Below are 23220 nucleotides of genomic sequence, written 5' to 3'. Positions count from 1 at the left end.
GTCGGTGATACCGGTTCGCACATCTTCAGCTTCATGGATTTCCTGGTCGGCCGCGTCAGTTCGTTGATCTCCGACAATCTCATCGTGACGCCGCGCCGGCCTGTCGTCGAGGGCCTTGCCTATGGCGAGCAGGTGAAACTGTCAGGCAATGAGACCTGGGCCGATATCACCAATCCCGATGCGACGAACCTGCTGTGCCGGTTCGAGAACGGCGCTGGCGGGATCGTCGATTTCAGCCGTGTCGCGACCGGCCGCAAGTTCATGCAGACCTACGAAATCTATGGAACGAAGGGCAGCATCGCCTATACCTATGACGAGATAAACCGGCTGCGCTTCTACTCCAACGACGACCGGACGGGGCGGCGCGGCTTCCGGGAGATCGACGTGGGGCCTGAGAACCCCACCTTCAGGGCTTTCCTTCCTCTGCCGAATTTCGGCCTAGGCTACAATGAAAGCAAGATCATCGAGGTGGCCGAGGTGATCCGCTCGATCGTCGCAAACAGGCCGATGTGGCCGACATTCGATACCGGCCATCACATCTGCCAGATTGTCGACGCATGCATGGAGTCCTCTCGCGAGAGGCGCTGGGTCGACATCCCGCTGGCTGAACCCCGATGACCATAGACGTTCCGCAGGAAATTCTTGACGCACTGACCGATGTCGACATGCCGCGGCTTCCAACCGAGCCCGCTCCTTCGGAAGTGATCCGGCTCGCCGGCGTCGAGGTGCCGATCTATCGGGCCGGTTGCGTCGTTGTCGGATCCGGCGCGGCAGGTCTGCGAGCCGCGGTGGAAATGAGGCGGCGCGGCGATGACGTCGTCATCGTCAGCCAAAGCGCATGGGGTGGAACCTCGGCCTGTTCGGGATCCGACAAGCAGACCCTTCACACTGCAAATACGGCGGATCAGGGCGACAATTACAAGGCGATGGCCCGAGCCATCCGCAGCGGCGGCGCAATGGACGAGGACACGGCCTATGTCGAGGCTGTGGGATCGTCCCGGATGATGGCGTCGCTTCAGTTCCTCGGCCTGCCGCTGCCGCAGGATCCGCTGGGCGGAACGCTCAGATATCAGACCGACCATGACGAAGTCGGCCGCGCTACCAGTTGCGGCCCGCGCACGTCACGCCTGATGGTCAAGGTGCTGGCCGAGGAGGTGATCCGGCTCGGAGTGGCGTTTTACAACCAGACCACCGCGGTCAAGATCCTCACCGGGGGCGATGGCGATGACCGTCATGTCGTCGGCATACTCGCCATGCGCGCCAGCGACCGCACGGAGGAGAATCCGCTGGGCATCGCACTGTTCGTCAGCGGGGTGATCGTGCTTGCGGCCGGCGGGCCGGGCGAACTCTATCGCGACAGCGTCTATCCTAACGGCTGCTTCGGTTCTCTCGGATTGGCGCTCGAGGCCGGCGTCGAGCTGGTCAACCTGACCGAAAGCCAGTTTGGGATCGGAACACGCAGGGAAGGGTTCCCGTGGAATCTGTCTGGCACCTACGTCCAGGCGATCCCGCATATCTACTCGCTCGATAGCGCGGGTGCCGAACACCATTTCCTGGCACAATACTACCGCAGCACGCAGGAGCTGGCGTCGAACATCTTCCGCAAGGGCTATCAGTGGCCATTTCACGCGACGCGCATGCTCGATTTCGGCTCAAGCCTGGTCGACCTTGCCATCGCTAGCGAAACAGCCGCAGGGCGGCGCGTCTTTATGGATTTCAATCGCAATCCCCTATCCGTGCCGGGCGATCTGCCGTTCAGCCTGGAAAGACTGGATGAAGACGTCCGCGAATATCTCGGCAAGGCCGGCGCCGACCAGGACATGCCGATCGATCGCTTGAAGCATATGAACCCGCTCGCGATCGAGCTCTACCGCCGCTACAAGATCGATATTGCCGAAGAGCCGCTGGAATTTGCGGTCAACAACCAGCACATGAACGGCGGCATCATGGTCGACACTTGGGGCCGCAGCAATCTCGGCGGCTGTTACGCGGTTGGAGAAGCGGCGGGCACCCACGGCGTGACGAGGCCGGGTGGAGCGGCGCTCAATGCCGGGCAGGTCTTCGGCACCCGGGCGGGCGAGCACATCAGCGCGAGCCGCAGGGCGAAGCGGCACCCCACGGGGGATATAGCCGATATCGCAGAGGCGGGCATCGCCGACCTCCTTGCCGGCCTTCGCAAGGAGAGCCCGCTCACCGTCAAATCAATCCGCTTGGCAGTGCAGGCACGAATGAGCGAGAAGGCTGGCATCATCTGCGATCAGGAGGGCGTAGGCAGAGCCTTGGTCGAAGCGCGGAAACTGAACGCTGAAATTCGCGCCGACGGCATTGCCTATGGTCGCGCAGCGGAGGCGGTTCGAGGTGTGCAATGGCGGCATATGGCGCTCGCGTCGGAAGCCGTGCTCAGCGCACTTGATTTCTTCATTCGCAATGGAGGCGGCAGCCGCGGCGCGCGCGCAATATGCGATGCTAAGGGCGAATCCCTTCCGCTTGCGAGCGCAGGGCCGTTGCAGGATTATCGTTTCCGGAAGGAACGCGAAGTGCATCGGAAGGAGCAGATCGTCGTTCGGCTTGATGGTGATGAGATTAGGCTTTCAACGCGTGCGAACCGCACTTTCGATGAAAGCGCCAGATCCTTTTTCGAGCGAGACTGGCCAGCCTGGTTGACGGGCCGCATCTACGATCTGGACGTTGGCAACTGAGGGGATGCCAGGAACCTGAATCACTTCGAGAAGGGTCCATGGGTTGATCAATCAGGATTCGCAACGGGTGGCTGAACCCGGACGCACTCGGTATCGTCAGAACCTTCGGCGATGGCTTCCTCGCTTCTGCGCACCCGCCTTGGCGGATCCTTGCCTTCGACAGGCTTCGGCGACAGCTGATCATCGGCCTGGATCTCGTCGGTGTTCAGGTAGTTCTTGCTTTCGTCCATATCGGTCACTTCAGGTTGGAGAGTTGTGGGGCAGGTCCTTTGCATTGGCGCTGTAAAAGCTAACTCTCGGCGACATGACAGGTTCCCTCGCTCGCGGCTCATAGGTCGGCTTCCGCCTCGGAAACGTCGAGCTCGATCATGACTGGCGCGTGGTCGCTCGTATGCTCCCAGCCGCGCGGCTTTCGCCGGACGGTCGCCGATCGCAGCCACGGTGCGACGGCCGGACAGAGCAGGAAGTGGTCGATCCGAAGCCCAGCGTCACGTTCGAAGCTGTTCCGCCAGTATTTCCAGAAGGTGTAGATCCGCTCTTCTGGATGCAAATGTCTGACGGCATCGGTCCAGCCCTCAGCGACAAGATGAGCATAGGCCTTGCGCACTTCCGGCCTGAAAAGGGCATCGTCCAGCCAGCGTTCCGGCTTGTATACGTCGATCTCGGTCGGCATGACGTTGAAGTCGCCGGCCAGGATCGAAGGCACCCCGATATCGAGGAGTTCGATGGCATATTCGTGTAGGGGACGGAACCAGCGAAGCTTGTAATCGAATTTTGCTCCTGGGAACGGATTTCCGTTCGGAAGATAGAGGCATCCGATCAGGATACCGTCGACGACAGCTTCGATATACCGGCTGTGGGTATCGTCCGGATCGCCGGGAAGACCGCGCCGCGTCAGGATCGGGGTCTTGCCCTTCGCCAGGATGGCCACCCCGTTCCAGGATCTCTGTCCATGCCAGACGGCGCCGTAGCCGGCCCGTTCGATCTCCTTTCGTGGAAACCCGGTGTCGTCTGTCTTCAATTCCTGGAGGCAGACCACATCAGGGGCGTCCTCCTTGAGCCAGCGCAGTAGGATCTGCAGCCGTCCATTGATGCCGTTGACGTTATAGGTTGCAATTTTCACGATGCCCCCCGGAAGTCGAAGCACGGACAGGCTCTAGAAACGCTCCTGAGTTTTCGCCTCAGGAAATCCCCGCCCGCAATCGTCCCAATGGAGGCGGCTCTCCACACCGTAATGTTCCGCCGGCCGAACCCTCTCGGGGTGATCGAGCGAGCCGACTGCCACTTGGCTCCTCAACGCGTCGCACCAAAGACGAAGGCGATGCCGGCGACGATTGCGACCGCTGTCAGCGGCTGCCGGCRTATGCGATCCTCGAGGTCGTGGACGAATGTGCGAGCCTCCGCCTTTGCCAGGCGGGCTGTTCCAGAAGCCAGATTTGAAGCGGATTCGGCCATCCGACCGGCTTCTTTCTGAAGAGCGCGCATTTTTTCGCGATCGATATCGGAGGAGCGGGCAGCTTCACCGGTCGAGCGCAGGGCTTGATCCACGAGCGGAAACTCGTCCTCCAGCTTGGTGGGATCGGGCTCCCGCTTCACACGCTCGGCCGCCTCGACGTCGCTGCGGCCGGCGGGAATTGAGGTGTGGGTGGCTGACACCGGATCGGACGCCGGAAAGGTGTCCTCGATTGCTTTGTCGAGTTCGCCTTTTCGGGTCTGCTTCCGCTGCTCTGCCTGCTCTTTTCGCATGGACTGGACTGCGGGGGATTCGTTCGGGTTTGCCATCGGGGTTTCCTCTGTTGCACTTCGACAAACAAAGCGACGACGAGGGGAGAAGTTCCATAGAAATGCTTCCTGACCTCACAGAATAACAGAGATGGAGAAGCGAGTGACTCTGGGCTTGCGATCGCTCGGACTTTTCTGGACGCCGAGTATGGCAATCAATTAAGCCGGACCAAAGTCTTGCCGGCGCCTACTACCTAGGTCGGTTGCAATTTGTCTGCGGAACAGCGAGAAATCTTACGCGTCATATTTTGCATGGGAAAACGGCGAAGAACGGACGAACGAGGCTATGGCATGAGTATCCGGAAACGCGATTTTCTGCGATTGGGCGGCAGCGCGGCCGTTGCTCTCGTCGCTGCCGCATCACCAGCCACATTGAATCTCGGCGGTTTCCTTCCTGTTCTGGCTATGGAACGCGCGCAGGCAAAAGACGGCAACAATGGGAATGGCAACGGCGGTGGGAACGGCAACGGTAATGGGGGAGGGAATGGCAACAGCGGCGGTAACGGCAACGGGGGAGGGAATGGCAATAGCAATGGTGGTGGTGGCAGCAGCAACAGCAGCAGCAGCAATGGCTCAGGGAATGGCAATGGTGGGAGTTCCACCGGCAGCACGGGATCCTCTTCCTCTTCTTCAGGGTCGTCAGTAGGATCCGGAACGAAAGCGACGGCAGCGTCCGATGGCTCGATCGACGTCCGTCATTCGAATGGTATCACTGAAGTCCTGCAGCGCGGTCGCTACATTATGAAGGACTCGAAAGGCCGGACGATCATAAATCGACAGGCGACGGCCAACGATGCCCGCCGGCTGAGCCGCTTTCTTCGCTGAAGCGTGATAGCGGGGCAATAACTTCTTTCAGCGCCGTTCGCGCCATTGCAGAGCCGCTTCGGTCCTGTTCGAGGCACCAAGCTTGCTCAGAATCTGGGTCATATGGTGCTTTACAGTCTTTTCCTGCAGGCTGAGACGCAAGCCGATATGCTTGTTTGACATGCCTTGGGCGACAAGATCCATCACCTCGCGTTCCCGTGGCGTCAGACTGCTCTTGTCGGAGGTTCCGCCATTCAGCGAATTCTCCATGACCTTTGCCGACATCGTCGGCGAGATATATCGCGAGCCACGCAGGACGGTTTGGATTGCTTCGGCGAGGCCTCGCGAACCGACACCTTTCAGAACATAACCCATCGCACCCCGTTGCAGAGCTCCCAGTAAGGTGTCCACCTCCTCGGATACCGTCAACATCAGCACTTTCGTTGTCGGACTCCGCGCCAGGACGTCACTGACCGCAGACAGCCCGCCGCCGGGCATCGAGACGTCGAGAAGCATGATGTCGGGGTGGTTGTCTGAGGCGATCATCGCCGCGTCGTCGCTGCTGGCTCCCTCACCAACGACGACAAAGCCGCTGATCTCCGACAGGCTACGCGTTACACCCTCTCGAAAAAGCGGATGATCGTCCACGACGCCGATGGTGATTGATGTCATCGCTACTCTCCCACTTCCATTGGCTCGAAGATCATGGTCACGGTCGTTCCTTCTTCGCCTGTCTTGATGTCGAAGGATCCCCCCAGGCTGTCGAYGCGCTCCCGCAACCCCACGAGGCCGAGGCTCGTTGGTCTCACCTCGCTCGGATCGAAGCCGTCGCCGTGATCGCTGACTTCGACACGAACATGACCCTTGCGCGAGACAGCCCTGACAGCCTGCTGAACGCCGCCACCGTGGCGATAGGCATTATTCAGGGCCTCCTGAATGAAGCGATAGATACAGATCTTCACGGCAGGAGGAAGGTCCGGTCCATCTTCGTTGATAATCGTTTCGACATGGGTCTCGGTCTTGTGTTGATGCGCTTCGACGACCCGCGTGACGATCTCGGCGATTGAGGACTTCTCGATCTGCGGAAGCACCAGTCCGCTGCAGATATTGCGGATCTCCGTCATCGCCTCGGCAAGGCTCGAGCGTATCCAGGCAAGCTCTTTTTCACGCGCTTCGGGCTGGGTGGACGCATTGATCAACATGTCGCTGTCGAGGCGCAGTGAGGCATAGGCAATGTGCTGGGCTGGACCGTCGTGCAGATCTGCACCGATGCTGCGCAAATAAGTTTCGTTCAGCGCTGCCGCCCGCTGGGAGGCGCGCTGCAGTCGTCGTTGGAGTCCGCGGTTTTCCGCCAGCAGTGCAGACAGTTCATCGACCCGTTCTTTGAGATCCTTGCGTTGCGTCTCGATCGTGCGGCTACCCCGGAACACCAGAACGGAGAGAACAAGGAAAAAGGTCGCCGTGAGAGCGGTGACGGCGCCCCAGCTCCGGAGCCTGGCATGCGCCAGACTATCGCCCAGTCCTTGTGCTGTCTCGTAGAACTCAAGGACGGCGACCGCTTGTCCGGACCACGGCTGGAGCACAGGGTTATAGATCTCCATGAGCGGTTTGCCGAGCGCGCGCTCCTTGTCGCTTTCCGGATCGCTGGCGATTTCATAGCGCGCGACGAGAGATCCTGCGAATGCCCTCTGCAGCTTGTCGCTTACCGCAAACTTCCTGCCCACCAGCTCCTTTTCGTTCGAATAGAGGATGGTGCCGTCGCTTCGCCACAGCTTGAACGAAACAAGGCGCTTGCCGAGCGCACCTTGACCGAGTGTCTCGTCCAGAGCCTGAGCACTCGCTTCATCAAGCAATGACTCTGTTTGCATATCGGGAAGTAGTGGCGCGATCACGCTGTCCACATAAAGCGCCGTCGCCGCGCCTGAATTGTGGATGACGGCCTCCTCTATCAGGTGGCTTACAAAAAAGCCTACCACGAACATGGCGGCGATCGATATGAGCCCACCCGCGATAAAGAACTGGGAGGCGAGTGAGCGGGCATTCCAGCGACGAAGCCAATTCATTTTGATACCGGTAAGAGACTGYCCGATTAACCTACCGCGTCTTTAGAGTTTTCCAAACAGCGTCAGGGCACATTCCTGGTGTCGAAGACCTCGGCGCCTCTTATGCTCTGGGTCAGCCCGACGGTATCGCCCGACATGGCTGCGCCGAACACGTAGAGAAGGGCGGCCAGAACGATAACAAGGGCGAAGACGGACGCGTTACAGGCGTCATTCACTCTGGATCTATGACTCTGGTTCATGTTCGGATCTCCTTCAGTATCGTTCGAAACGGCGCGAGTCCGATGCGCGTTCCACCTCCGGGACTTCGGTCGGAGTAGGTTGGGACCAAGGTCTGACCCCCGTAGACATCAGCAGATTCAGACATACTTCCTGGCCGACCGACTTGGGTTTGGAGGCTTGTGAGTGATGATTAAAGGCAGCGCCCGCGCCGCATCTGTCGCTTCTCTCCAGCAGTTCGAGGAAGGCGTCGCCGAATTTTACGATAGCCATCTCGTGCCGATTCTCTTCGAGCCCTATGCTTCGGAGATGGCGATCGTCGCCGAGCGATTGAAGCCGGGCAGCCTTCTCGAGGTCGCGGCAGGGACGGGCGCCTTGACTCGTGCTCTGCGGGCGACGCTTGATCCGGCAACGGAGATCGTTGCCACCGATCTCAGCCAGGCGATGATCGACGTTGGCGCACCATCGCTGACGATGTCGCGGACCCACTGGATGCACGCCGATGCGCAAGATCTCCCGTTCGCGTCTTCGATGTTCGATCTCGTCGTCTGCCAGTTCGGCGTGATGTTCTTTCCGGATAAGCTGAAGGCTTATGGCGAGGCCAAAAGAGTGTTGCGGAACGGAGGTCGTTTCCTGTTCTCGACGTGGGATTCAATCGAGGCCAACGACTTCGCAAGATGTGTGGACGAATGCCTGGGAAGCCTCTTCCCGTCGGATCCGCCGGATTTTTTCACGCGCTTGCAATATTCCTACTTCGACCCCGATCAGATCAAGGCGCAGCTGACTTCGGCGGGGTTTGACGCGGTATCCTGCGATCGGGTCGAATTGACGTCAGTCGCGGCCACCGGGCGCGACGTGGCTGCGGCGTTCTGCCAAGGCACTCCGCTCAGGGGAGAGGTCGAACGACGGGTGCCGGAGGAGCGTATGCCGGAAATCGTCGCTCAAGTGGCCGAGCGCGTGGAATCGCGCTGCGGAGCCCGTCCTTGCGGCGGCATGAGCGCGCTCATCGTCGCCTGCCGCGCACCATAAGATTCCCTGGCTCAGGCTGTCGTCTCAATCAGGCGATACCGTCGCAAGAGATCTATCCGCTCGGGTATGACGGCTCGTCGGACTTCAACGGCTGCGCGTAGGAGGCTTCCTCTATCGCGCAGATGACGTGCCGCTCGATCACCAAACAGGTTTCGTCGTACTCTAGCACCAGGTTTGGATTGAACCGTCGCCTTCGAACGGAGTCGCGGGCTTCGACTGCCATCTGATAGGCTTCGAAGAGCTCCAGCTGCCACGGGTCGCGCGCTTCCATGATCAACTTCCGCATATGCGGCAGACGCATCGCCAGACGCCTGCGTCCTGCTTCCCGGCGGTTGGATCGCGCCATCTCCTTCGATCTCCTGCTTATGCCCGCGATTATGCGGGTTCTCGATCTTGAAATAGCGTCGGCAACGGGCCTTGGAATGGGTTTGGGACCAAAGGCCGGGGTCGATCAGACTGAGGTCTGAGGCGTGGAACGACCCTGCGTCCAGCTAGTTGGTTGGCAGCGGTCACGAAGGCCGCCTCGAAACAGAAGGAGGAGAAAATGATCTCCAAGCTTATCGTCGGTGCGGCAACTGCCGCGACCCTCATGTCAGGCGTCGCATTCGCCCAGTCCTCGACCGTCAACGGTGCCGCCGGTGGCGCGGTCACTGGGGCGATCGTCGGCGGCCCCGTTGGTGCAGCTGTCGGCGGCGTTGCCGGCGCAGTCGTTGGAACCGTGATCGATCCGCCGCCGCAAAAGGTCGTCACCTATGTCCGCGAGGCTCCGGCACCATCGGCGCGCGTGGTCGTGAAGGAGAAGGTCGTCGTCGGTCAGCCCCTGCCGGAGACGGTTGTCGTAACGCCTATTCCGGATGACCCGACCTATGCTTATGCGGTGGTCGACGATGAACGTGTCATCGTCGAACCGTCGTCCCGCAAGGTGATCCAGGTCATCAAGTGATCTGATCCTATCCGCGGCCTCTGCCGCGTCCTCAATCCGGAAATCATCGCTCAAAGTCCGGGAACCGCCGCACGACCGACGGCAGCGTCGTCGTGCGGCCAAAAACAGCCGATGCCCCCGGCGGCGACCCCCGCCGCCGGAGCGCCAGCGAGGAGAGGAACATGATCTATTCCGAAGAGAAATCCGGTGGTCTGGCCGTGCCGCTGATTGCCATCCTGCTGGCAATCGCCGGCATTCTCGCCGTGCTTGTCGCCACCGGCGGCCGACATAGCAGTGCCGCCGGCCGTGTCTGGGTTCCACAGGTTCAACAGCAGGGGTCGGGACAATGAAAGCCATTGCATCCGTTGCCGTTGGCATCTTAAGCTCGGTCGGGGCCTGCGTCGCTGCCGCATCTGTCGCATCCTATGTCGTGGCGGATTCCGAACCTCACGCCTTCAAGGAGCTCGCAGCGCGCGATCTATGGACGACGACGCCGGTAAAAGTCGATCCTCGGCAGCAGCCCTATGAACGAATTCCGCCTCTCTATTCCAGCTATGTGACCGAGGCGTCGGCGAGCACGGCGTCAGCGGCGAGGCCCGATTCGGCTCGCCCGCCAGCCGAAATTCAGACACCGCAGCCCAGACTTTCGGCCGCGCATCTTGCCTGGTGTGGGGAACGTTATCGCTCTTTCGATCCCACGACCAACAGCTATCAGTCCTATAGCGGTGAGACCCGCGAATGCGCATCGCCGTTCCAGCGGACTGTCGCCGAGGCCGATGAAGGCGTCGGCACGAAAGTGAATGCACAGGCGGCAGCCCGGTGCGCCGCTCGCTACAAGTCGTATCGACCGGAAGACAATACGTATCAACCATGGGAAGGACCGCGGCGCAGCTGCGACATGTCGGATCTCGTTGCGACGAGCAATTGATTATCGGCGGTGGTCGCGCGGTGCGGATCACGCTGCACCAAGCTGGTGAATCAGACTAAAGTCCGTGTTGCAAACGCTACGGTTGTGATACCCGGTTGTATTAGAGTGTTGGAGATCAGGGGATGGCAACGGCGCTGATAACAGAAATCCAGCAGGCGCAGACAAGGCTTCCGCTCTTGAGCCGAGCGGATCGAGCAGCCCTTATCGTTCGCATCCTCCGCGAGCTGAAGACGCATCGGCGGGAGGTTCTCGCAAATGTGCCAGCCGAGCGCTGCGTATGGATCGACAGGCTGATTGCGTCCGTGTCCTCGACGATACCGGAAATCGTCAACATGCTGGACGCCGAGTTCAATCGTGTCTTGAGCGAGTTCGAAAAGCTTATCGCGACGCTCGATGACATCTCGCATACCGAGAAACGGTCGAAGACAATTCACTGAGAGGGCAGCCAAGCGAGCGCCTTATCGGAAACCGATCGCTGCGCGTTAGCGTTCTCCTTCCATGACCGAATCCAAATCCGCCGCTGATCACGACAAGGCTCCGTCCGGCGAAGACGGTGCGAAGCCCGGCGCGGACATTTCTTTCCCTTACGACAGGATGACCGTCGAGCAATCCGAAGACGCTTCCCCCGTGCCCGCTGGAGCGATGCCCGCCAGGCCTGGTTCGTTCCCGGGCGGACGGCGTCCCGCCGCATCGGACGATGGCTTGCCGAGATCGAGTCCGAAGCCGACGCCCATGCGGACGCAAAGGGACGCGACGCCTTCGCCTTCGATCCCATCGACAGTCCATATCTCGAACTCGGCAAGGCAGGCTTCCGAATCCGCACGCCGTATTCGAAGACCGTCGTCGACGAATTGCGCGAGGTGCCATTCTCACGGTGGGACGGCGATCTCAGGATTTGGCACGTTCCCTTCCGGTCCTATGAGGAACTCCGGCGCAGATGGCCCGAGATCGAGGCGGCGGCTCGCAGGAACGAGCCGGAAGAGAGACGACGTCGAGCCGAGGAGCGGAAGGGGACCGAACAGGAGATGCGCAGCAAACTCCGCTCTGCGGAACGAAAGCGTCACCGTTACCCGCTTCAGAGCGACGACCTGCCGCCAATAGGACGTCCTGTGGTCACCGCCTATGGAATCGTCGTCTTTAGCGAAATCTCAGGCGAACTGGTCGACCCGGGTGTCGTTGCGGACTTTTATCCCGGCGTGACCGAGGATCACGTCTGGGGATATTGGCGGGTGCCCACACTCGAAGAACTCATCCGCACCTGGCCCGCGAAAATGCTTCCGGTTCAGAACGCCGCGTGGTGGCTGCCGACGATCGAGGAACTGAGGCCGAGCCGTCGCACGGCAAGGTCGCGCGCAGCCAGGAAACAAGCGAAGACGCCGTGACCGCTGCTTGCTCCTTCGGATCAGCTGGCGGTTGTACTGAATTTACTGAGGCTGGACATTGAAATCATCGTGAACAGAAGCCGGCGGTTCCGCTGAAGACGTAGCTGTAGCCAAAATTCTCCGGCCGCTCTCGCGCAGTGGAACAAGTTCTGGCTCCAGCCATTTGTCGTCCATGAAAACAGCCCTGCCGATGTCGCTGCTCGCCCTGGCCATTTCCGTTGGCGGCGCCGCCGCGCGGGAACTTCGACCCGAAGCCATCAATACCGCTTCGATTGCTTCCATTGGCGCGGAGAAGGCGGCTCCAGCAGATCCAGACCCGGCGATCGTCCGCCTTCAAGTTTTGCTCGACCGAGCGGGCGCGTCTCCCGGCGTGATCGATGGCCTCTCCGGCGAGAACGTCAACAAGGCCGTGGCCGGTTTCGAGGCTATGAACGATCTCCCCGTCGACGGCAGGCTGGATCCGGAAGTCGTCTCCCGGCTGGAAGGCAATGCCCCCATCGTCGAGAGCTACGTCGTCTCGGCCGACGATGCCAAGGGTCTCGTTGACAAGATCCCCGAAGACTATGGCGAGAAGGCAAAGATGCAGAGCCTGGGATATACGAGCGTTGCCGAGAAGCTATCCGAGCGGTTTCACATGGGGATCGATCTGGTAAACGCGCTCAATCCCGCTTCGCAGTTTGCGCCCGGCGATACGGTGTGGGTCGTGACCCCCGGCCCGCCGACGGAAGGAAAGGTCAAGAGGATCGAAGCCAACAAGAAAACGGGACAGGTGCTGGCCTTTGCCGGGGACGGATCACTGCTTGCCGTCTATCCCGCGACGATCGGAAGCGAAGACAATCCGGCGCCGTCGGGCAAGCATAAGGTCAAGGGCGTCGCCAGGATGCCGGTCTACCGATACGACCCGAAGCGAAACTTCAAGCAGGGCAAGAACGACAATGTCCTGACGATCCCGAAAGGGCCGAACGGTCCGGTCGGCACGGTCTGGATCGACCTGACCGAGCCGACCTATGGAATACATGGGACGCCGGAGCCGAAGCTCATCGACAAGGTGGGATCGCACGGTTGCGTGCGGCTGACGAACTGGGACGCCGAAGAGCTAGCCGGCATGGTCAAGCCCGGTGTGCTGGTGGATTTCGTCAATCGAAGTTCAGCCACGCCGAAGTGAGGGGGAATCCGTCGCGATCCCACTCTTCTCCGGCTTGTCGCTCGCGAGGTATTGCCTGCGGCGATTCACGAAGCTTTGGCTTCGAAAGCGGGGGCGAAATCACCCAGTGATTTTGCCTTTAGGATCGTGGCCTCGATATCCTGCTCCACGATCGCTTCAAGATCGGCGAAGCTGTCGATGACATAGTAGATCGGCTGGAGGATATCGATCCGGTAGGGCGTCCTCAGCACGCTGAGCAGATCGAACGGCCGGAACTCGCACGCCTTGCCTTCCATTGCCGCCTTCGCTTCGCTTGGCGATGAGACTATGCCCGCGCCGAAGCAGCGCCGGCCCTGCGGGGTGTTGATCAGGCCGAATTCGACGGTGAACCAGAAGATGCGGAACAGATGCCATGAATAGCCCTTGCCGAGGCGGACGGCCGTCTCGCCGAAATGCCGGACGAAATTGGCATAGCTCTGGTTGGTGAGCATGGGGCAGTGGCCGAAAACCTCGTGGAACAGGTCCGGTTCCTCGATATAGTCGATATGCTCGCRACGGCGCAGGAAGGTTGCGAGCGGGAATTTGCCTTGCGACAGAAGCTCATAAAAGCGCGACGGCGGAATGAGCGCCGGCACGCCTTCCACGCCGAAGCCGGTGGTCTCGTTCAGGCGTCTGTTGACGTCGAGAAGCTGAGGCACCTTGTCTGGCTTCAGCCCCAGCATTTTGACGCCGTCCAGATATTCGCGGCAGGCCGTATCGGCCAGCAACTTCATCTGACGCCGGTAGAGTTCGCCCCATATCGCATCTTCATCCGGGGTGTAGTCATACAAACCGTCCGGGCCGGGCAGTTTGGCGGTGTAGCTGCTTTCCTTGGTCATAGGCTGATCCTCCCAGGCACGGCTCTATTCCTGCCATTATGATCCGGGTTTGGAGGATTTTCTTTTCTTTCATGCTGGCTATCGCCATAGTGATGGCAAATCTTCCCGAAAGTGACGCATAAAATGAAAGAACCTGGGAATTTTCGCCGCAAGCTTCTGCAACTCGTCCAGGCCGACGGCAGCCTTTCGCTGGCAGACCTGGCGGAAAAGGCCGGCATGTCGCAGAGCTCTGCCTGGCGGAAGATCCAGGAGCTGGAAGCCGACGGCGTCATCCGCAAGCGTGTGACACTGCTCGATCCGGGCAAACTCGATCTCAAGCTCTGCGTCATCGCGCATGTGACGCTGGAGGATCACCACGAAGAGGCGGTTGCGTCTTTCGCTTCGGTAGTGCTGGAGCGGCCGGAAATCATGGAGTGCTATGCCCTATCAGGCGCCTTCGACTACATGCTGAAGATAAGGGCAAGCGACGTGGAAAGCTACGAAGCCTTCATGACCCGCTATCTGATGCGCAACCCGCATGTGCGCACAGTGGTCTCGAGCTTTGTGCTGCGCGAGCTGAAATTCTCGACCGAACTGCCGCTCTGATTTAGATATCTGCGCAGGGCGATGCCGTCACATCACCGCGTGCTGTCGCAATGCCAGTGTCCCGGCATGAGCACCGGAAAGCCTTCGAATGTTTTCAACGTGTCGAGCACGATCGACGTCTTCACGTGCTGTACGGACTCATGGGGCAACAGAACGTCGTTGACGAATTTGGAAAGGTCGGCGAGCCCGCGGGTCGCGACCGTCAGGTGATAATCCATTTCACCGGTCAGCGCATAGGCTTCGAGAACTTCAGGCAACGCGTTGATCAGTTGCGAAAACCGGCGGGCATTGTCTCTGTTATGGGTCGCAAGCGTCACTGAAATAACCACCAGCATATCCAGACCCAACTTCTGCCGATCGAGGTAGGCGCGGTAGCTGCGGATATATCCCTCAGCCTCGAGTCTCGTTCGCCGGCGAGAGCATTGCGACGGTGAAAGCGCGATCCGCTCCCCCAGCTCGTTGTTCGTCAACCTGCCGTCCTTTTGAAGTTCCTGGAGCAGGCGCAAATCCAATCTGTCGAGCGGTTCATCCATTGCGCGAAATCTCCAAAATACTCACGGATCGTGCATAATCTCTTCCTGGAGCATAAAGAATGCAAGAACTTTGCACGCGTTTTGGGCCACACTTTGCATAGAAATGCAATCTCCTCTGGAGGAAATAAAATGGGTCCCTTCCCACATGATGCACCGCCCTCGGAAATCACCGCCGACAATCCGGCCGGCACCGACGGCTTCGAATTCGTCGAATTCGCCCATCCCGAGCCTGAGAAACTGCGCGAGCTTTTCACACGCATGGGCTACGTCGTGGTCGCCAGGCACAAGACGAAAGACATCACCGTTTGGCGCCAGGGTGACATCAACTATCTGCTAAACGCCGAACCCGGCAGTCATGCCGCCCGTTTCGTCGCAAACCATGGCCCCTGCGCCCCATCGATGGCATGGCGCGTCGTCGACGCCAAGCACACCTTCGACCACGCGATATCAAAAGGTGCGGTTCCCTATGAGGGGGACGACAAGGCGCTCGACGTCCCGACGATTGTCGGCATTGGCGGCTCGCTGCTCTATTTCGTCGAGACCTATGGGGAAAAGGGATCGGCTTACGAAGCCGAGTTCGATTGGCTTGGCGAGCGCGACCCGCATCCGCAGGGGATCGGCTTCTATTATCTCGACCATCTGACGCACAACGTCTTCCGCGGCAACATGGACAAGTGGTGGGATTTTTACCGCAACCTGTTCAACTTCAAGCAGATCCACTTCTTCGACATCGACGGCCGCATCACCGGTCTGGTGAGCCGCGCCATCACCTCGCCCTGCGGCAAAATCCGCATTCCGCTGAATGAATCGAAGGACGACACCAGCCAGATCGAGGAATATCTGAAGAAGTACCGGGGCGAGGGCATCCAGCACATCGCCGTTGGAACAGAGGACATTTACGACGCCACCGACAGGCTTGCCGACAACGGCCTGCGCTTCATGCCGGGTCCGCCGGAGACCTATTACGACATGTCCTATGAACGCGTGAACGGCCATAGCGAACCGATCGAGCGCATGAAGAAACACGGCATCCTCATCGACGGCGAAGGTGTGGTGAATGGCGGCATGACGAAGATCCTGCTGCAGATCTTCTCCAAGACCGTCATCGGCCCGATCTTCTTCGAATTCATCCAGCGCAAGGGTGATGAGGGCTTCGGCGAAGGCAATTTCCGGGCTCTCTTCGAGTCGATCGAGGCCGATCAGATCAAGCGTGGTGTCATCGGTACTGCAGCGGAGTAAACTCTGCAGCGCCGCGCGTCTGGAAAGGTGCGCGGCGCAGGAGGGTTACGGGAGGAGTGAGCAATGGACCAGACATCGATCCAGACGTCCGACGGTGAAGCCGCGACGGCAAACAGGCTGAAATATATGCCGGGCTTCGGCAATGACTTCGAAACCGAGTCGCTTCCCGGTGCCTTGCCGCAGGGTCAGAACAGCCCGCAGAAATGCAATTACGGTCTTTATGCGGAGCAGCTTTCCGGCTCGCCATTCACCGCGCCGCGCGGGACGAACGAAAGGTCCTGGCTGTATCGCATTCGCCCGAGCGTGCGTCACACCCGCCGCTTCTCCAACGCATCCTATCCGCTCTGGAAAACGGCGCCTTGCCTCGACGAGCACTCGCTTCCTCTGGGCCAGCTTCGCTGGGATCCCATCCCCGCGCCCGCGGAGAGACTGACCTTTCTTGAAGGGGTGCGGACAGTCACGACGGCAGGCGATGCCACCACCCAGGTGGGCATCTCAGCCCATGCCTACGTCTTCAATGAGGACATGGTCGACGATTACTTCTTCAATGCCGACGGTGAACTGCTGATCGTGCCGCAGCTCGGCGCCATCAGAGTGTTCACCGAAATGGGCATCATGGATGTCGAGCCCCTGGAAATATGCCTCATCCCGCGTGGCATGATGTTCAAGGTTCTCAAGGGCGGCGAGCAGACGGTCTGGCGGGGTTATATATGCGAGAATTACGGCGCCAAATTCACGCTGCCGGACCGCGGACCGATTGGCGCCAACTGCCTGGCAAACCCGCGTGACTTCAAGACACCCGTTRCCGCTTTCGAGGATAAGGAAACGCCTTGCCGCGTGCATGTGAAGTGGTGCGGAAAATTCTATGTCACGGAGATCGGCCACTCGCCCCTCGATGTGGTCGCCTGGCACGGCAATTACGCGCCTTACAAATACGACTTGCGGACATTTTCTCCGGTCGGCGCCATCAGCTTCGACCATCCCGATCCGTCGATCTTTTCGGTGCTGACCGCGCCCACCGAAGATGCCGGCACGGCAAATGTCGATTTCGTGATTTTTCCGCCGCGCTGGCTGGTCGCCGAACACACCTTCCGTCCGCCTTGGTACCACCGCAACATCATGAGCGAGTTCATGGGCCTGATCCATGGCCAGTATGACGCCAAGGAGGAGGGCTTCGTGCCCGGCGGCATGAGCCTGCACAACATGATGCTTCCCCACGGGCCGGACGCGCTTGCCTTCGAAAAGGCATCCAATACCGAGCTCAAACCGGTGAAGCTCGACCACACCATGGCCTTCATGTTCGAGACCAGGTACCCGCAGCAATTGACGAAATACGCAGCCGAGCTCGAAACGCTGCAGGATAATTACCTCGAGTGCTGGGACGGCCTGGAACGCAAGTTCGACGGAACCCCCGGGCTCAAGTGATGCATCAAGCAAAGACACCCTCCGGCACTGGAATTAAGATATGAAGCTTGCGACCTTGAAGGACTCCACGAGGGACGGCCGGCTCGTCGTCGTTTCCCGCGACCTGACCCGCTGTTCGGAGGTCGGTCACATTGCCCGGACCCTGCAGGCGGCGCTCGACGACTGGGAGCATGTGGCTCCGAGACTTCAGCTGATTGCCGAAGGCGTCGAGACCGGAGCCCAGCCGACGATCCGGTTTCACGAACATGACGCTACGTCACCTTTGCCGCGGGCCTACCAATGGGCCGATGGTTCCGCTTACGTCAACCATGTCGAACTGGTGCGTAAGGCGCGCGGCGCCGAGATGCCTGCAAGCTTCTGGACCGATCCGCTGATCTATCAAGGCGGGTCGGACGCTTTCCTCGCGCCGCGCGATCCGATCGTGGCGGTTGACGAGGCTTACGGGATCGACATGGAAGGCGAGGTCGCGGCCATTACCGGCGACGTCGCCATGGGTTCCAGCCCGGAAGCCGCACGCGGCGCCATCCGCCTGCTGATGCTCGTCAACGACGTGTCGCTGCGCGGTCTGATCCCGGGCGAACTGGCAAAGGGATTTGGTTTCTTCCAGTCGAAGCCGGCATCGGCATTTTCTCCGGTCGCGGTGACGCCGGACGAGCTCGGAGATGCCTGGGACGGCGGCAAGCTACATCTTCCGCTGCTGGTGAGCTTGAACGGCAAGCCATTCGGCAAAGCCAACGCCGGTATCGACATGACCTTCGATTTTGGCCAACTGATCGCCCATGCCGCCAAAACCCGTAACCTCCTGGCCGGAACGATTATCGGCTCGGGAACAGTGTCCAACAAGCTCGACGGCGGCCCCGGCAAGCCGGTGGAAGAGGGAGGAGACGGCTACTCCTGCATAGCCGAACTCAGGATGATCGAGGCCATCGACACCGGATCCCCGAGGACTCCCTTCATGAAGTTCGGGGATCAGGTCCGCATAGAGATGAAGGATAAGGCCGGTCATTCGATCTTCGGGGCGATCGAGCAGACTGTCGAAAAATACCAACGGGCCGACCCGCGATGAACGAGGTCGTTCTTTACGACTACTGGCGATCATCGGCGAGCTATCGCGTCCGCATCGCGCTCAATCTCTTGGGCATCGATTATAAGACCGTGCCCATCAACCTGCTGGAGGGCGCGCACAGGACGCCGGACTATCTCACGCTCAACCCGCAGAGCTTCGTGCCGACATTGGTGATCGACGGGAAAACACTGACCCAGTCGCTGGCAATCATCGAATATCTGGCCGAGCTTCGGCCGGAATGCGGATTGTTGCCACCTGACATTGCCGATCGCCAGAAAGTCCGCGCCCTTGCCTATGCGGTCGCCATGGACATCCATCCGATCTGCAACTTGCATGTCGTGTCGCATCTGATGACCATGACGGATAAGGCCGATGCCCGCGAGGAATGGATGAAGCATTTCATTGCCGACGGACTGCGCAAACTGGAAGCCATGATCGGCGAATTTGATGGAGCATTCAGCTTTGGCGACAGGCCGACGATGGCGGATCTCTGTCTGGTTCCACAGGTCTACAACGCCCGCCGCTGGGGAGTAGATATGACCGCTTTCAAAGGCATCGTCGATATCGACGCCAAATGCGCCAAACTGCCGGCATTTCAGGCGGCGCATCCTGACCGCGTGAAACCGTAGCTTCATTGCGATAAAACTCGGATCAAGTCCGAGGACAGGAATGAGGGAGCAGAGAGCGTATAGCAAGAACCGCTAAGCTACGTTTGCCGCTCCCCCGGGACGGCGACATTACGCGTCCCGCCACGAAGGGAATATCGCAGCCTGGCCCAACCGCTTGCCGGTTTCATCGATGAGCTGCCAGACGGTCACATCCTCGATCCAGAAACGGCGCCCCGATTTCGCGATCCTGAGACCGCGCGCATTGTCGACAAAACCATCGTGCGTGACGGCGTCCAGCAGCCGCTGGCGCTCGGCGCGATCAGGCTGCTCGGCCGAAAGCCGCGACGGCAGCGCAGTAAATTCATCCCAGCTGTATTCGAAGCAGTTCTGCGCGGTGCGGTTGGCGTAGATGAAGCGCGGGTCGGGCGCGGTGTTGTGAGCGAGGACCACGAAGGATGCATCGTTGTAGAGCCAGTCCGGCCCTTGCCCGTCCTGGACAAGACGACGGCCGGTGATGCGCCGGTAGCTTTCGGTGAGGAGGGAGAAGAAATCGGCATCGCTCCTCAGATCGAGGGCGTGATTGTCATAGGCAAAAGTCACGAAGTGCCTCGTTGGTCGAATGCTTGGATGCAGGTGACATAATCGATATTCATTGCATCGGTCTACAACGCCCGCCGCTCGGGAAGTAATATGGTCGATTTCAAGCGCGGCGGATATCGATGGCAGGGCGTCGAACTGCTGGCGTTCAGCCGGCGCGTCCCGACGAATGCGGACAGGGATCTCGCGATTGTGCGAGGAACCGGCGTTTACCTTGTCTCATCACTTCTGATTGTGCCGCTTGCCAGAAGATCGCCCCTTGTGCATTGATCGGTATCAACATTCTCTGCGAAGCTATTGTTCTTCTGACCGTAATCGGCGTCGGCGGCCGCCGATGAGGTCGGGCTTCACGGGCAGGTGATTTCATCATCCGGCTATACAGAGCTGCCAAGCTATGCTGCGAATGACGACAGGAGAAATACAGGTGCTCGAGGGTTGGGTAAGAATGCGCAAATCCGTCTCGTTGATATCGCTGCTGCTGGCGTTCGTCGCCATGGCCGGAGAGGGGCATGCAGCAATTTCCTACCAACGTGTGGACGGCGCCCCGGGACGTGGTCTGGTAATAAAGGGCGTGTTTGAATTCTCCGACGATCCGATGCAGCTTGTCGACGAATACACGCAGTACCAAGCGGACTATATCAGCTTTGACTCGCCCGGCGGAAACGTGGTCACCGCGATCAGGTTCGGCCGCGCCATCCGCGCACTGAATGCGAGAACGCTCCAGATCAGAGCCTTGGAATGTGCATCGGCTTGCGCCTTTGCCTTCGTCGGTGGCGTCGAAAGGTTCGCCGAGCCGGGCTCGATCGGCGTGCATCGGATTTCCCTATCCGACGATGTCCCCATGGACAACAAATTGGCAGTCTCGACCGTTCAATTGATGACCGGTGAGATCATCGGCTATCTCACCGACATGGGAGTAAGCCCCAATCTGCTGCAGCTCAGCCTGTCGATCGACAGCACCGATATACGGTATCTCACCGCTGCGGAAATGCGAGACTGGAACATCAACACGCCCGAGGATATGCCCTCGGCACAGGAAAGCGCGCCGCCCCCGCTAGGCGCAGCGCCGCAGGAGAGCGCAACACCCGCCGACATGCCGTCAGACCCCAGCGCTTCCGAGGAGGTGGCGGCCTCCGAACCCGGCGACCTGACCAGGGAGGCGGTTGATTTCGTTAACCGATACAATGACGAATGGTCAAAAGACAGTGCCTCGGCGTTGGCTTTTATGAAGGGCGTCTATGCGGACGAGGTCTCCTTCTTCGGAAACTCGGTCGACAAAGACGCTGTCCTGAAGGAAAAGGCCGCCTTCGCCCAACGCTGGCCGGAGCGCATCTACAGCGTCAAGCCGGGCTCCGTAACTGCCAGCTGTGCCGGAAAATGCGAGATGTCGGGAATTGTCGAGTGGTTTGCCGGAAACAGGGACACGGGTAAGACGTCCGCCGGGATGGCGGAATTCTCTTTCGTGTGGAACACGGCCTCTCTGCAGATCGAGTCCGAGACCGGAAAGGTGCTCGCCACGGACAAGGGGGCCAAGGCACCGGATCGGTTGATCCATCAGTGGACAGGACTGGACGATATCTGCCGCACGAGTGTCGATCGCGACGGGCCCGAGACGCTACGGGCATGCAAACGGCGCGACGAACTCGGTCCGCTGCTCGATCGCGCGGACTGGTGTTATGGCCATAAGGACGAAGCCGGAATAAACTGGGAGTGGCACAAATGCGATGCCAACTCCCGCCGATATACGAGTCAGTAGCGCGCAGGCCCAAAGACGAGCGACCGTTGGTTTGCCCGGAGGAAGAAATGTTGGGAAACTCATATTCCTGAGTGAGGGTGAGCATGTCAGAAGAGCATGCCCCATCGAATGCCATCCTGCCGGGATCCGACGAACCCGACAAGCCGGCCGAGCGCTACCAACTCGGCCTCTGCCTTTCGGGCGGCGGCTATCGGGCCATGCTTTTCCATGCGGGATCACTTGCGAGACTCAACGAGGCCGGTCTTCTGGCGAAACTCGATATGATCTCGTCGGTCTCGGGCGGATCTATCGCATCCGGCCTTCTGGCCTATGTGTGGCCACGGCTGATCTTCGAGAACGAGGTCGCCGTCAACTTCAAGACTGAATACCTCAATCGCATTCTGGCCTTCAGTCAGGTGTTCGCGGATGGGCCGTGCTTCCTGAAGGGCGTGTTCAACCCCTTCTCGTGCGCGGCGGAGGAAGCCGCTAAACTCTACGAGCGGCATCTCTTCGACGGAAAATCACCAAGCCTGAGCGATCTTCCGAGATCGCCCTGGTTCGTATTTTGCTCCAGCAATCTCAGCACCGGTTCACTCTTCCGGATGTCCAACCGCTATCTCGCGGATTACAGGATCGGGGTGTCGTTTCATCCGACACTTTCGCTCGCGACCGCGGTTGCCGCTTCGGCGGCATTCCCGCCCGTGCTGTCACCGCTGCGATTGGACCTGTCGCAGTTTTCCTGGAAAAGGGAAAAACTCGATGACACCGTTGGCGAACCGGCTGCTCCGGGCAGGGCAATATTGAGCGACGGTGGCATCTATGACAATCACGGCATCGAGCCGGTGCTGAAACGCTGCGATTGCTTGTTTGTCAGCGATGCCGGAGCGCCTTGGCGATCCTCGACCCACGGATACTGGAACTATCTCTCCCAGCTCAAGCGCGTTCTCGATACGACCGACAATCAGGTGCGGTCGTTGAGGCGCCGAGACCTGATCGGTGGCTTCAAGGCCGCAAAACAGGCTGATAGGCTTGGCCTCGACGATCTCGCGAAATCGGCTCTGCGCGCGAGAACGCGCGGCGTCTATTGGTCAATCGACAGCAAGGACGTCGAGCTCAAGCCCTACGCGTCCTACACGCTGCCGCCGTCGTCGGTCGTTCCCTCGGAGGTCGGCACCTATCTCCATTTTCTGGGCGCGAAGGAGACGGAGTATCTGACGAACTGGGGGCACAACGTGTGCGACGCGATGCTCAACCGGTTCCATCAATCGCCCTTGGCTCCATCGTCCGGCCCGCCATTGGTTGCCGGAACCGTGAAGCCGGCTTGGGCGGCGAGGGCCAGCAAGCGCCTGTTCGACTTTCTTCCCTTTTAAACGAAAGCCGGGGGCCGGTTAAAGCGGGGCCAGCGGGATCCGGCGAGATTGCCCCAGCAGTCGAAAATCCTACATTAAGCCTGAGGAAGAACGAACGTATCGACCAGTACGATGATCGGTTGTTTCTGGCTCCCTTCGGCCGCGAAGCTGAAGGGGCCCCAAAGTTCCAACTTCAATATTGTTTATGAAAGTATGAGAGGCCCGGTTGCCCGGAC

General features: G+C 59.9%; 27 protein-coding genes and 1 pseudogene. 18 read left to right on the top strand and 10 right to left on the bottom strand.

Features of this window, described 5'->3' with window-relative positions; genetic code table 11:
- A partial coding sequence (locus AC1D1Z_RS16695) for a Gfo/Idh/MocA family oxidoreductase (RefSeq protein ID WP_477851283.1) occupies positions 1 to 618 on the top strand: 618 nt, incomplete at its 5' end.
- Positions 615 to 2699: an FAD-dependent oxidoreductase gene (locus tag AC1D1Z_RS16690; protein ID WP_168339264.1), complete on the top strand. Its 2085-nt coding sequence runs from the start codon at positions 615 to 617 to the stop codon at positions 2697 to 2699. The genes AC1D1Z_RS16695 and AC1D1Z_RS16690, both read left to right, overlap by 4 nt.
- A gap of 47 nt (positions 2700 to 2746) precedes the next feature.
- On the opposite strand, the gene AC1D1Z_RS16685 is transcribed toward AC1D1Z_RS16690, so the two are convergent.
- The 3 genes from AC1D1Z_RS16685 to AC1D1Z_RS16675 form a co-directional block, all read right to left on the bottom strand.
- Positions 2747 to 2929, bottom strand: a complete 183-nt coding sequence (locus AC1D1Z_RS16685; protein ID WP_477851281.1) for a hypothetical protein — start codon at positions 2927 to 2929, stop codon at positions 2747 to 2749.
- Positions 2930 to 3027: 98 nt separating this feature from the next.
- Positions 3028 to 3822, bottom strand: a complete 795-nt coding sequence (gene xth, locus AC1D1Z_RS16680) for an exodeoxyribonuclease III (protein ID WP_477851279.1) — start codon at positions 3820 to 3822, stop codon at positions 3028 to 3030.
- A 170-nt stretch (positions 3823 to 3992) separates the two neighbouring features.
- Entirely contained in the window at positions 3993 to 4481 is a 489-nt protein-coding gene (locus AC1D1Z_RS16675; protein ID WP_477851277.1) for a hypothetical protein, read from the bottom strand.
- A 291-nt stretch (positions 4482 to 4772) separates the two neighbouring features.
- Here AC1D1Z_RS16675 and AC1D1Z_RS16670 point away from each other — a divergent pair, with 291 nt between their 5' ends.
- Positions 4773 to 5306: a hypothetical protein gene (locus tag AC1D1Z_RS16670; RefSeq protein ID WP_283186441.1), complete on the top strand. Its 534-nt coding sequence runs from the start codon at positions 4773 to 4775 to the stop codon at positions 5304 to 5306.
- Positions 5307 to 5333: 27 nt separating this feature from the next.
- On the opposite strand, the gene AC1D1Z_RS16665 is transcribed toward AC1D1Z_RS16670, so the two are convergent.
- The 3 genes from AC1D1Z_RS16665 to AC1D1Z_RS16655 form a co-directional block, all read right to left on the bottom strand.
- Positions 5334 to 5957 carry a response regulator gene (locus AC1D1Z_RS16665; RefSeq protein WP_047622355.1) on the bottom strand — a complete coding sequence of 208 codons (624 nt, stop codon included), beginning with the start codon at positions 5955 to 5957 and terminating at the stop codon, positions 5334 to 5336.
- A gap of 2 nt (positions 5958 to 5959) precedes the next feature.
- Entirely contained in the window at positions 5960 to 7348 is a 1389-nt protein-coding gene (locus AC1D1Z_RS16660) for a sensor histidine kinase (protein ID WP_477851274.1), read from the bottom strand.
- Between the two features lie 62 nt (positions 7349 to 7410).
- On the bottom strand, positions 7411 to 7587 hold the full coding sequence (locus AC1D1Z_RS16655) for a hypothetical protein (RefSeq protein ID WP_018241692.1): 177 nt from the start codon (positions 7585 to 7587) through the stop codon (positions 7411 to 7413).
- A gap of 166 nt (positions 7588 to 7753) precedes the next feature.
- Here AC1D1Z_RS16655 and AC1D1Z_RS16650 point away from each other — a divergent pair, with 166 nt between their 5' ends.
- Positions 7754 to 8593 carry a class I SAM-dependent methyltransferase gene (locus AC1D1Z_RS16650; RefSeq protein WP_477851272.1) on the top strand — a complete coding sequence of 280 codons (840 nt, stop codon included), beginning with the start codon at positions 7754 to 7756 and terminating at the stop codon, positions 8591 to 8593.
- 52 nt (positions 8594 to 8645) lie between these two features.
- On the opposite strand, the gene AC1D1Z_RS16645 is transcribed toward AC1D1Z_RS16650, so the two are convergent.
- The gene (locus tag AC1D1Z_RS16645; protein ID WP_130716186.1) at positions 8646 to 8939 is read right to left on the bottom strand and encodes a hypothetical protein; all 294 of its coding nucleotides are present in this window, start codon (positions 8937 to 8939) and stop codon (positions 8646 to 8648) included.
- 198 nt (positions 8940 to 9137) lie between these two features.
- Here AC1D1Z_RS16645 and AC1D1Z_RS16640 point away from each other — a divergent pair, with 198 nt between their 5' ends.
- From AC1D1Z_RS16640 to AC1D1Z_RS16615, 6 genes and pseudogenes are all read left to right on the top strand, one after another.
- A complete protein-coding gene (locus tag AC1D1Z_RS16640; protein ID WP_477851269.1) occupies positions 9138 to 9536 on the top strand; it encodes a DUF1236 domain-containing protein in 399 nt (132 codons plus the stop codon).
- Between the two features lie 161 nt (positions 9537 to 9697).
- On the top strand, positions 9698 to 9865 hold the full coding sequence (locus AC1D1Z_RS16635) for a hypothetical protein (RefSeq protein WP_018241696.1): 168 nt from the start codon (positions 9698 to 9700) through the stop codon (positions 9863 to 9865).
- Positions 9862 to 10443 (top strand): BA14K family protein, encoded by a 582-nt coding sequence (locus AC1D1Z_RS16630; protein ID WP_477851267.1) that lies wholly within the window; start codon positions 9862 to 9864, stop codon positions 10441 to 10443. The genes AC1D1Z_RS16635 and AC1D1Z_RS16630 overlap by 4 nt, the downstream gene beginning before the upstream one ends.
- 122 nt (positions 10444 to 10565) lie before the next feature.
- Entirely contained in the window at positions 10566 to 10880 is a 315-nt protein-coding gene (locus tag AC1D1Z_RS16625) for a hypothetical protein (protein ID WP_018241698.1), read from the top strand.
- Between the two features lie 61 nt (positions 10881 to 10941).
- Positions 10942 to 11825: pseudogene (locus tag AC1D1Z_RS16620) on the top strand (hypothetical protein).
- 163 nt (positions 11826 to 11988) lie between these two features.
- Positions 11989 to 12990 carry a L,D-transpeptidase family protein gene (locus AC1D1Z_RS16615; RefSeq protein WP_446994259.1) on the top strand — a complete coding sequence of 334 codons (1002 nt, stop codon included), beginning with the start codon at positions 11989 to 11991 and terminating at the stop codon, positions 12988 to 12990.
- Positions 12991 to 13055: 65 nt separating this feature from the next.
- Here AC1D1Z_RS16615 and AC1D1Z_RS16610 read toward each other — a convergent pair whose 3' ends face one another.
- Positions 13056 to 13847 (bottom strand): phenylalanine 4-monooxygenase, encoded by a 792-nt coding sequence (locus tag AC1D1Z_RS16610; RefSeq protein ID WP_477851264.1) that lies wholly within the window; start codon positions 13845 to 13847, stop codon positions 13056 to 13058.
- A 123-nt stretch (positions 13848 to 13970) separates the two neighbouring features.
- Between AC1D1Z_RS16610 and AC1D1Z_RS16605 the strand changes: the two genes are divergently transcribed.
- Positions 13971 to 14432, top strand: a complete 462-nt coding sequence (locus AC1D1Z_RS16605) for an Lrp/AsnC family transcriptional regulator (protein WP_003547665.1) — start codon at positions 13971 to 13973, stop codon at positions 14430 to 14432.
- Positions 14433 to 14464: 32 nt separating this feature from the next.
- Here the strand turns inward: AC1D1Z_RS16605 and AC1D1Z_RS16600 are convergent, their stop codons facing one another.
- The gene (locus AC1D1Z_RS16600; protein ID WP_477851261.1) at positions 14465 to 14965 is read right to left on the bottom strand and encodes an Lrp/AsnC family transcriptional regulator; all 501 of its coding nucleotides are present in this window, start codon (positions 14963 to 14965) and stop codon (positions 14465 to 14467) included.
- 129 nt (positions 14966 to 15094) lie between these two features.
- On the opposite strand from AC1D1Z_RS16600, the gene hppD reads away from it, so the two are divergent.
- From hppD to maiA, 4 genes are all read left to right on the top strand, one after another.
- A complete protein-coding gene (gene hppD, locus AC1D1Z_RS16595) occupies positions 15095 to 16204 on the top strand; it encodes a 4-hydroxyphenylpyruvate dioxygenase (protein ID WP_446994260.1) in 1110 nt (369 codons plus the stop codon).
- A gap of 63 nt (positions 16205 to 16267) precedes the next feature.
- The gene (hmgA, locus tag AC1D1Z_RS16590; protein ID WP_477851259.1) at positions 16268 to 17629 is read left to right on the top strand and encodes a homogentisate 1,2-dioxygenase; all 1362 of its coding nucleotides are present in this window, start codon (positions 16268 to 16270) and stop codon (positions 17627 to 17629) included.
- Positions 17630 to 17669: 40 nt separating this feature from the next.
- Positions 17670 to 18695 (top strand): fumarylacetoacetate hydrolase family protein, encoded by a 1026-nt coding sequence (locus AC1D1Z_RS16585; protein ID WP_247264408.1) that lies wholly within the window; start codon positions 17670 to 17672, stop codon positions 18693 to 18695.
- On the top strand, positions 18692 to 19324 hold the full coding sequence (maiA, locus tag AC1D1Z_RS16580; protein WP_477851256.1) for a maleylacetoacetate isomerase: 633 nt from the start codon (positions 18692 to 18694) through the stop codon (positions 19322 to 19324). The genes AC1D1Z_RS16585 and maiA overlap by 4 nt, the downstream gene beginning before the upstream one ends.
- 108 nt (positions 19325 to 19432) lie before the next feature.
- Here the strand turns inward: maiA and AC1D1Z_RS16575 are convergent, their stop codons facing one another.
- Positions 19433 to 19903 carry an MEKHLA domain-containing protein gene (locus AC1D1Z_RS16575; RefSeq protein ID WP_018241707.1) on the bottom strand — a complete coding sequence of 157 codons (471 nt, stop codon included), beginning with the start codon at positions 19901 to 19903 and terminating at the stop codon, positions 19433 to 19435.
- A gap of 90 nt (positions 19904 to 19993) precedes the next feature.
- On the opposite strand from AC1D1Z_RS16575, the gene AC1D1Z_RS16570 reads away from it, so the two are divergent.
- The 3 genes from AC1D1Z_RS16570 (at position 19994) to AC1D1Z_RS16560 (ending at position 23005) form a co-directional block, all read left to right on the top strand.
- Complete coding sequence (locus tag AC1D1Z_RS16570; protein ID WP_018445719.1) at positions 19994 to 20170, top strand: hypothetical protein; 177 nt, start codon at positions 19994 to 19996, stop codon at positions 20168 to 20170.
- A gap of 154 nt (positions 20171 to 20324) precedes the next feature.
- Positions 20325 to 21656, top strand: a complete 1332-nt coding sequence (locus AC1D1Z_RS16565) for a COG3904 family protein (RefSeq protein ID WP_477851253.1) — start codon at positions 20325 to 20327, stop codon at positions 21654 to 21656.
- Positions 21657 to 21739: 83 nt separating this feature from the next.
- Positions 21740 to 23005 carry a patatin-like phospholipase family protein gene (locus AC1D1Z_RS16560; RefSeq protein WP_477851251.1) on the top strand — a complete coding sequence of 422 codons (1266 nt, stop codon included), beginning with the start codon at positions 21740 to 21742 and terminating at the stop codon, positions 23003 to 23005.
- Positions 23006 to 23220: the final 215 nt, after the last annotated feature.

The sequence above is a fragment of the Rhizobium sp. P1_E1 genome, from assembly GCF_056406015.1.
Note: the sequence above shows the minus strand (reverse complement) of the source record. Positions and strands in the feature narration are given on the sequence as shown.

Coding starts and splice junctions, on each gene's coding strand:
- AC1D1Z_RS16690 (WP_168339264.1), top strand. CDS start 615: ATGACCATAGACGTTCCGCAGGAAATTCTTGACGCACTGACCGATGTC.
- AC1D1Z_RS16685 (WP_477851281.1), bottom strand. CDS start 2,929: ATGGACGAAAGCAAGAACTACCTGAACACCGACGAGATCCAGGCCGAT.
- AC1D1Z_RS16670 (WP_283186441.1), top strand. CDS start 4,773: ATGAGTATCCGGAAACGCGATTTTCTGCGATTGGGCGGCAGCGCGGCC.
- AC1D1Z_RS16665 (WP_047622355.1), bottom strand. CDS start 5,957: ATGACATCAATCACCATCGGCGTCGTGGACGATCATCCGCTTTTTCGA.
- AC1D1Z_RS16655 (WP_018241692.1), bottom strand. CDS start 7,587: ATGAACCAGAGTCATAGATCCAGAGTGAATGACGCCTGTAACGCGTCC.
- AC1D1Z_RS16650 (WP_477851272.1), top strand. CDS start 7,754: ATGATTAAAGGCAGCGCCCGCGCCGCATCTGTCGCTTCTCTCCAGCAG.
- AC1D1Z_RS16645 (WP_130716186.1), bottom strand. CDS start 8,939: ATGGCGCGATCCAACCGCCGGGAAGCAGGACGCAGGCGTCTGGCGATG.
- AC1D1Z_RS16640 (WP_477851269.1), top strand. CDS start 9,138: ATGATCTCCAAGCTTATCGTCGGTGCGGCAACTGCCGCGACCCTCATG.
- AC1D1Z_RS16635 (WP_018241696.1), top strand. CDS start 9,698: ATGATCTATTCCGAAGAGAAATCCGGTGGTCTGGCCGTGCCGCTGATT.
- AC1D1Z_RS16630 (WP_477851267.1), top strand. CDS start 9,862: ATGAAAGCCATTGCATCCGTTGCCGTTGGCATCTTAAGCTCGGTCGGG.
- AC1D1Z_RS16625 (WP_018241698.1), top strand. CDS start 10,566: ATGGCAACGGCGCTGATAACAGAAATCCAGCAGGCGCAGACAAGGCTT.
- AC1D1Z_RS16605 (WP_003547665.1), top strand. CDS start 13,971: ATGAAAGAACCTGGGAATTTTCGCCGCAAGCTTCTGCAACTCGTCCAG.
- AC1D1Z_RS16600 (WP_477851261.1), bottom strand. CDS start 14,965: ATGGATGAACCGCTCGACAGATTGGATTTGCGCCTGCTCCAGGAACTT.
- hppD (WP_446994260.1), top strand. CDS start 15,095: ATGGGTCCCTTCCCACATGATGCACCGCCCTCGGAAATCACCGCCGAC.
- AC1D1Z_RS16585 (WP_247264408.1), top strand. CDS start 17,670: ATGAAGCTTGCGACCTTGAAGGACTCCACGAGGGACGGCCGGCTCGTC.
- maiA (WP_477851256.1), top strand. CDS start 18,692: ATGAACGAGGTCGTTCTTTACGACTACTGGCGATCATCGGCGAGCTAT.
- AC1D1Z_RS16570 (WP_018445719.1), top strand. CDS start 19,994: ATGGTCGATTTCAAGCGCGGCGGATATCGATGGCAGGGCGTCGAACTG.
- AC1D1Z_RS16560 (WP_477851251.1), top strand. CDS start 21,740: ATGTCAGAAGAGCATGCCCCATCGAATGCCATCCTGCCGGGATCCGAC.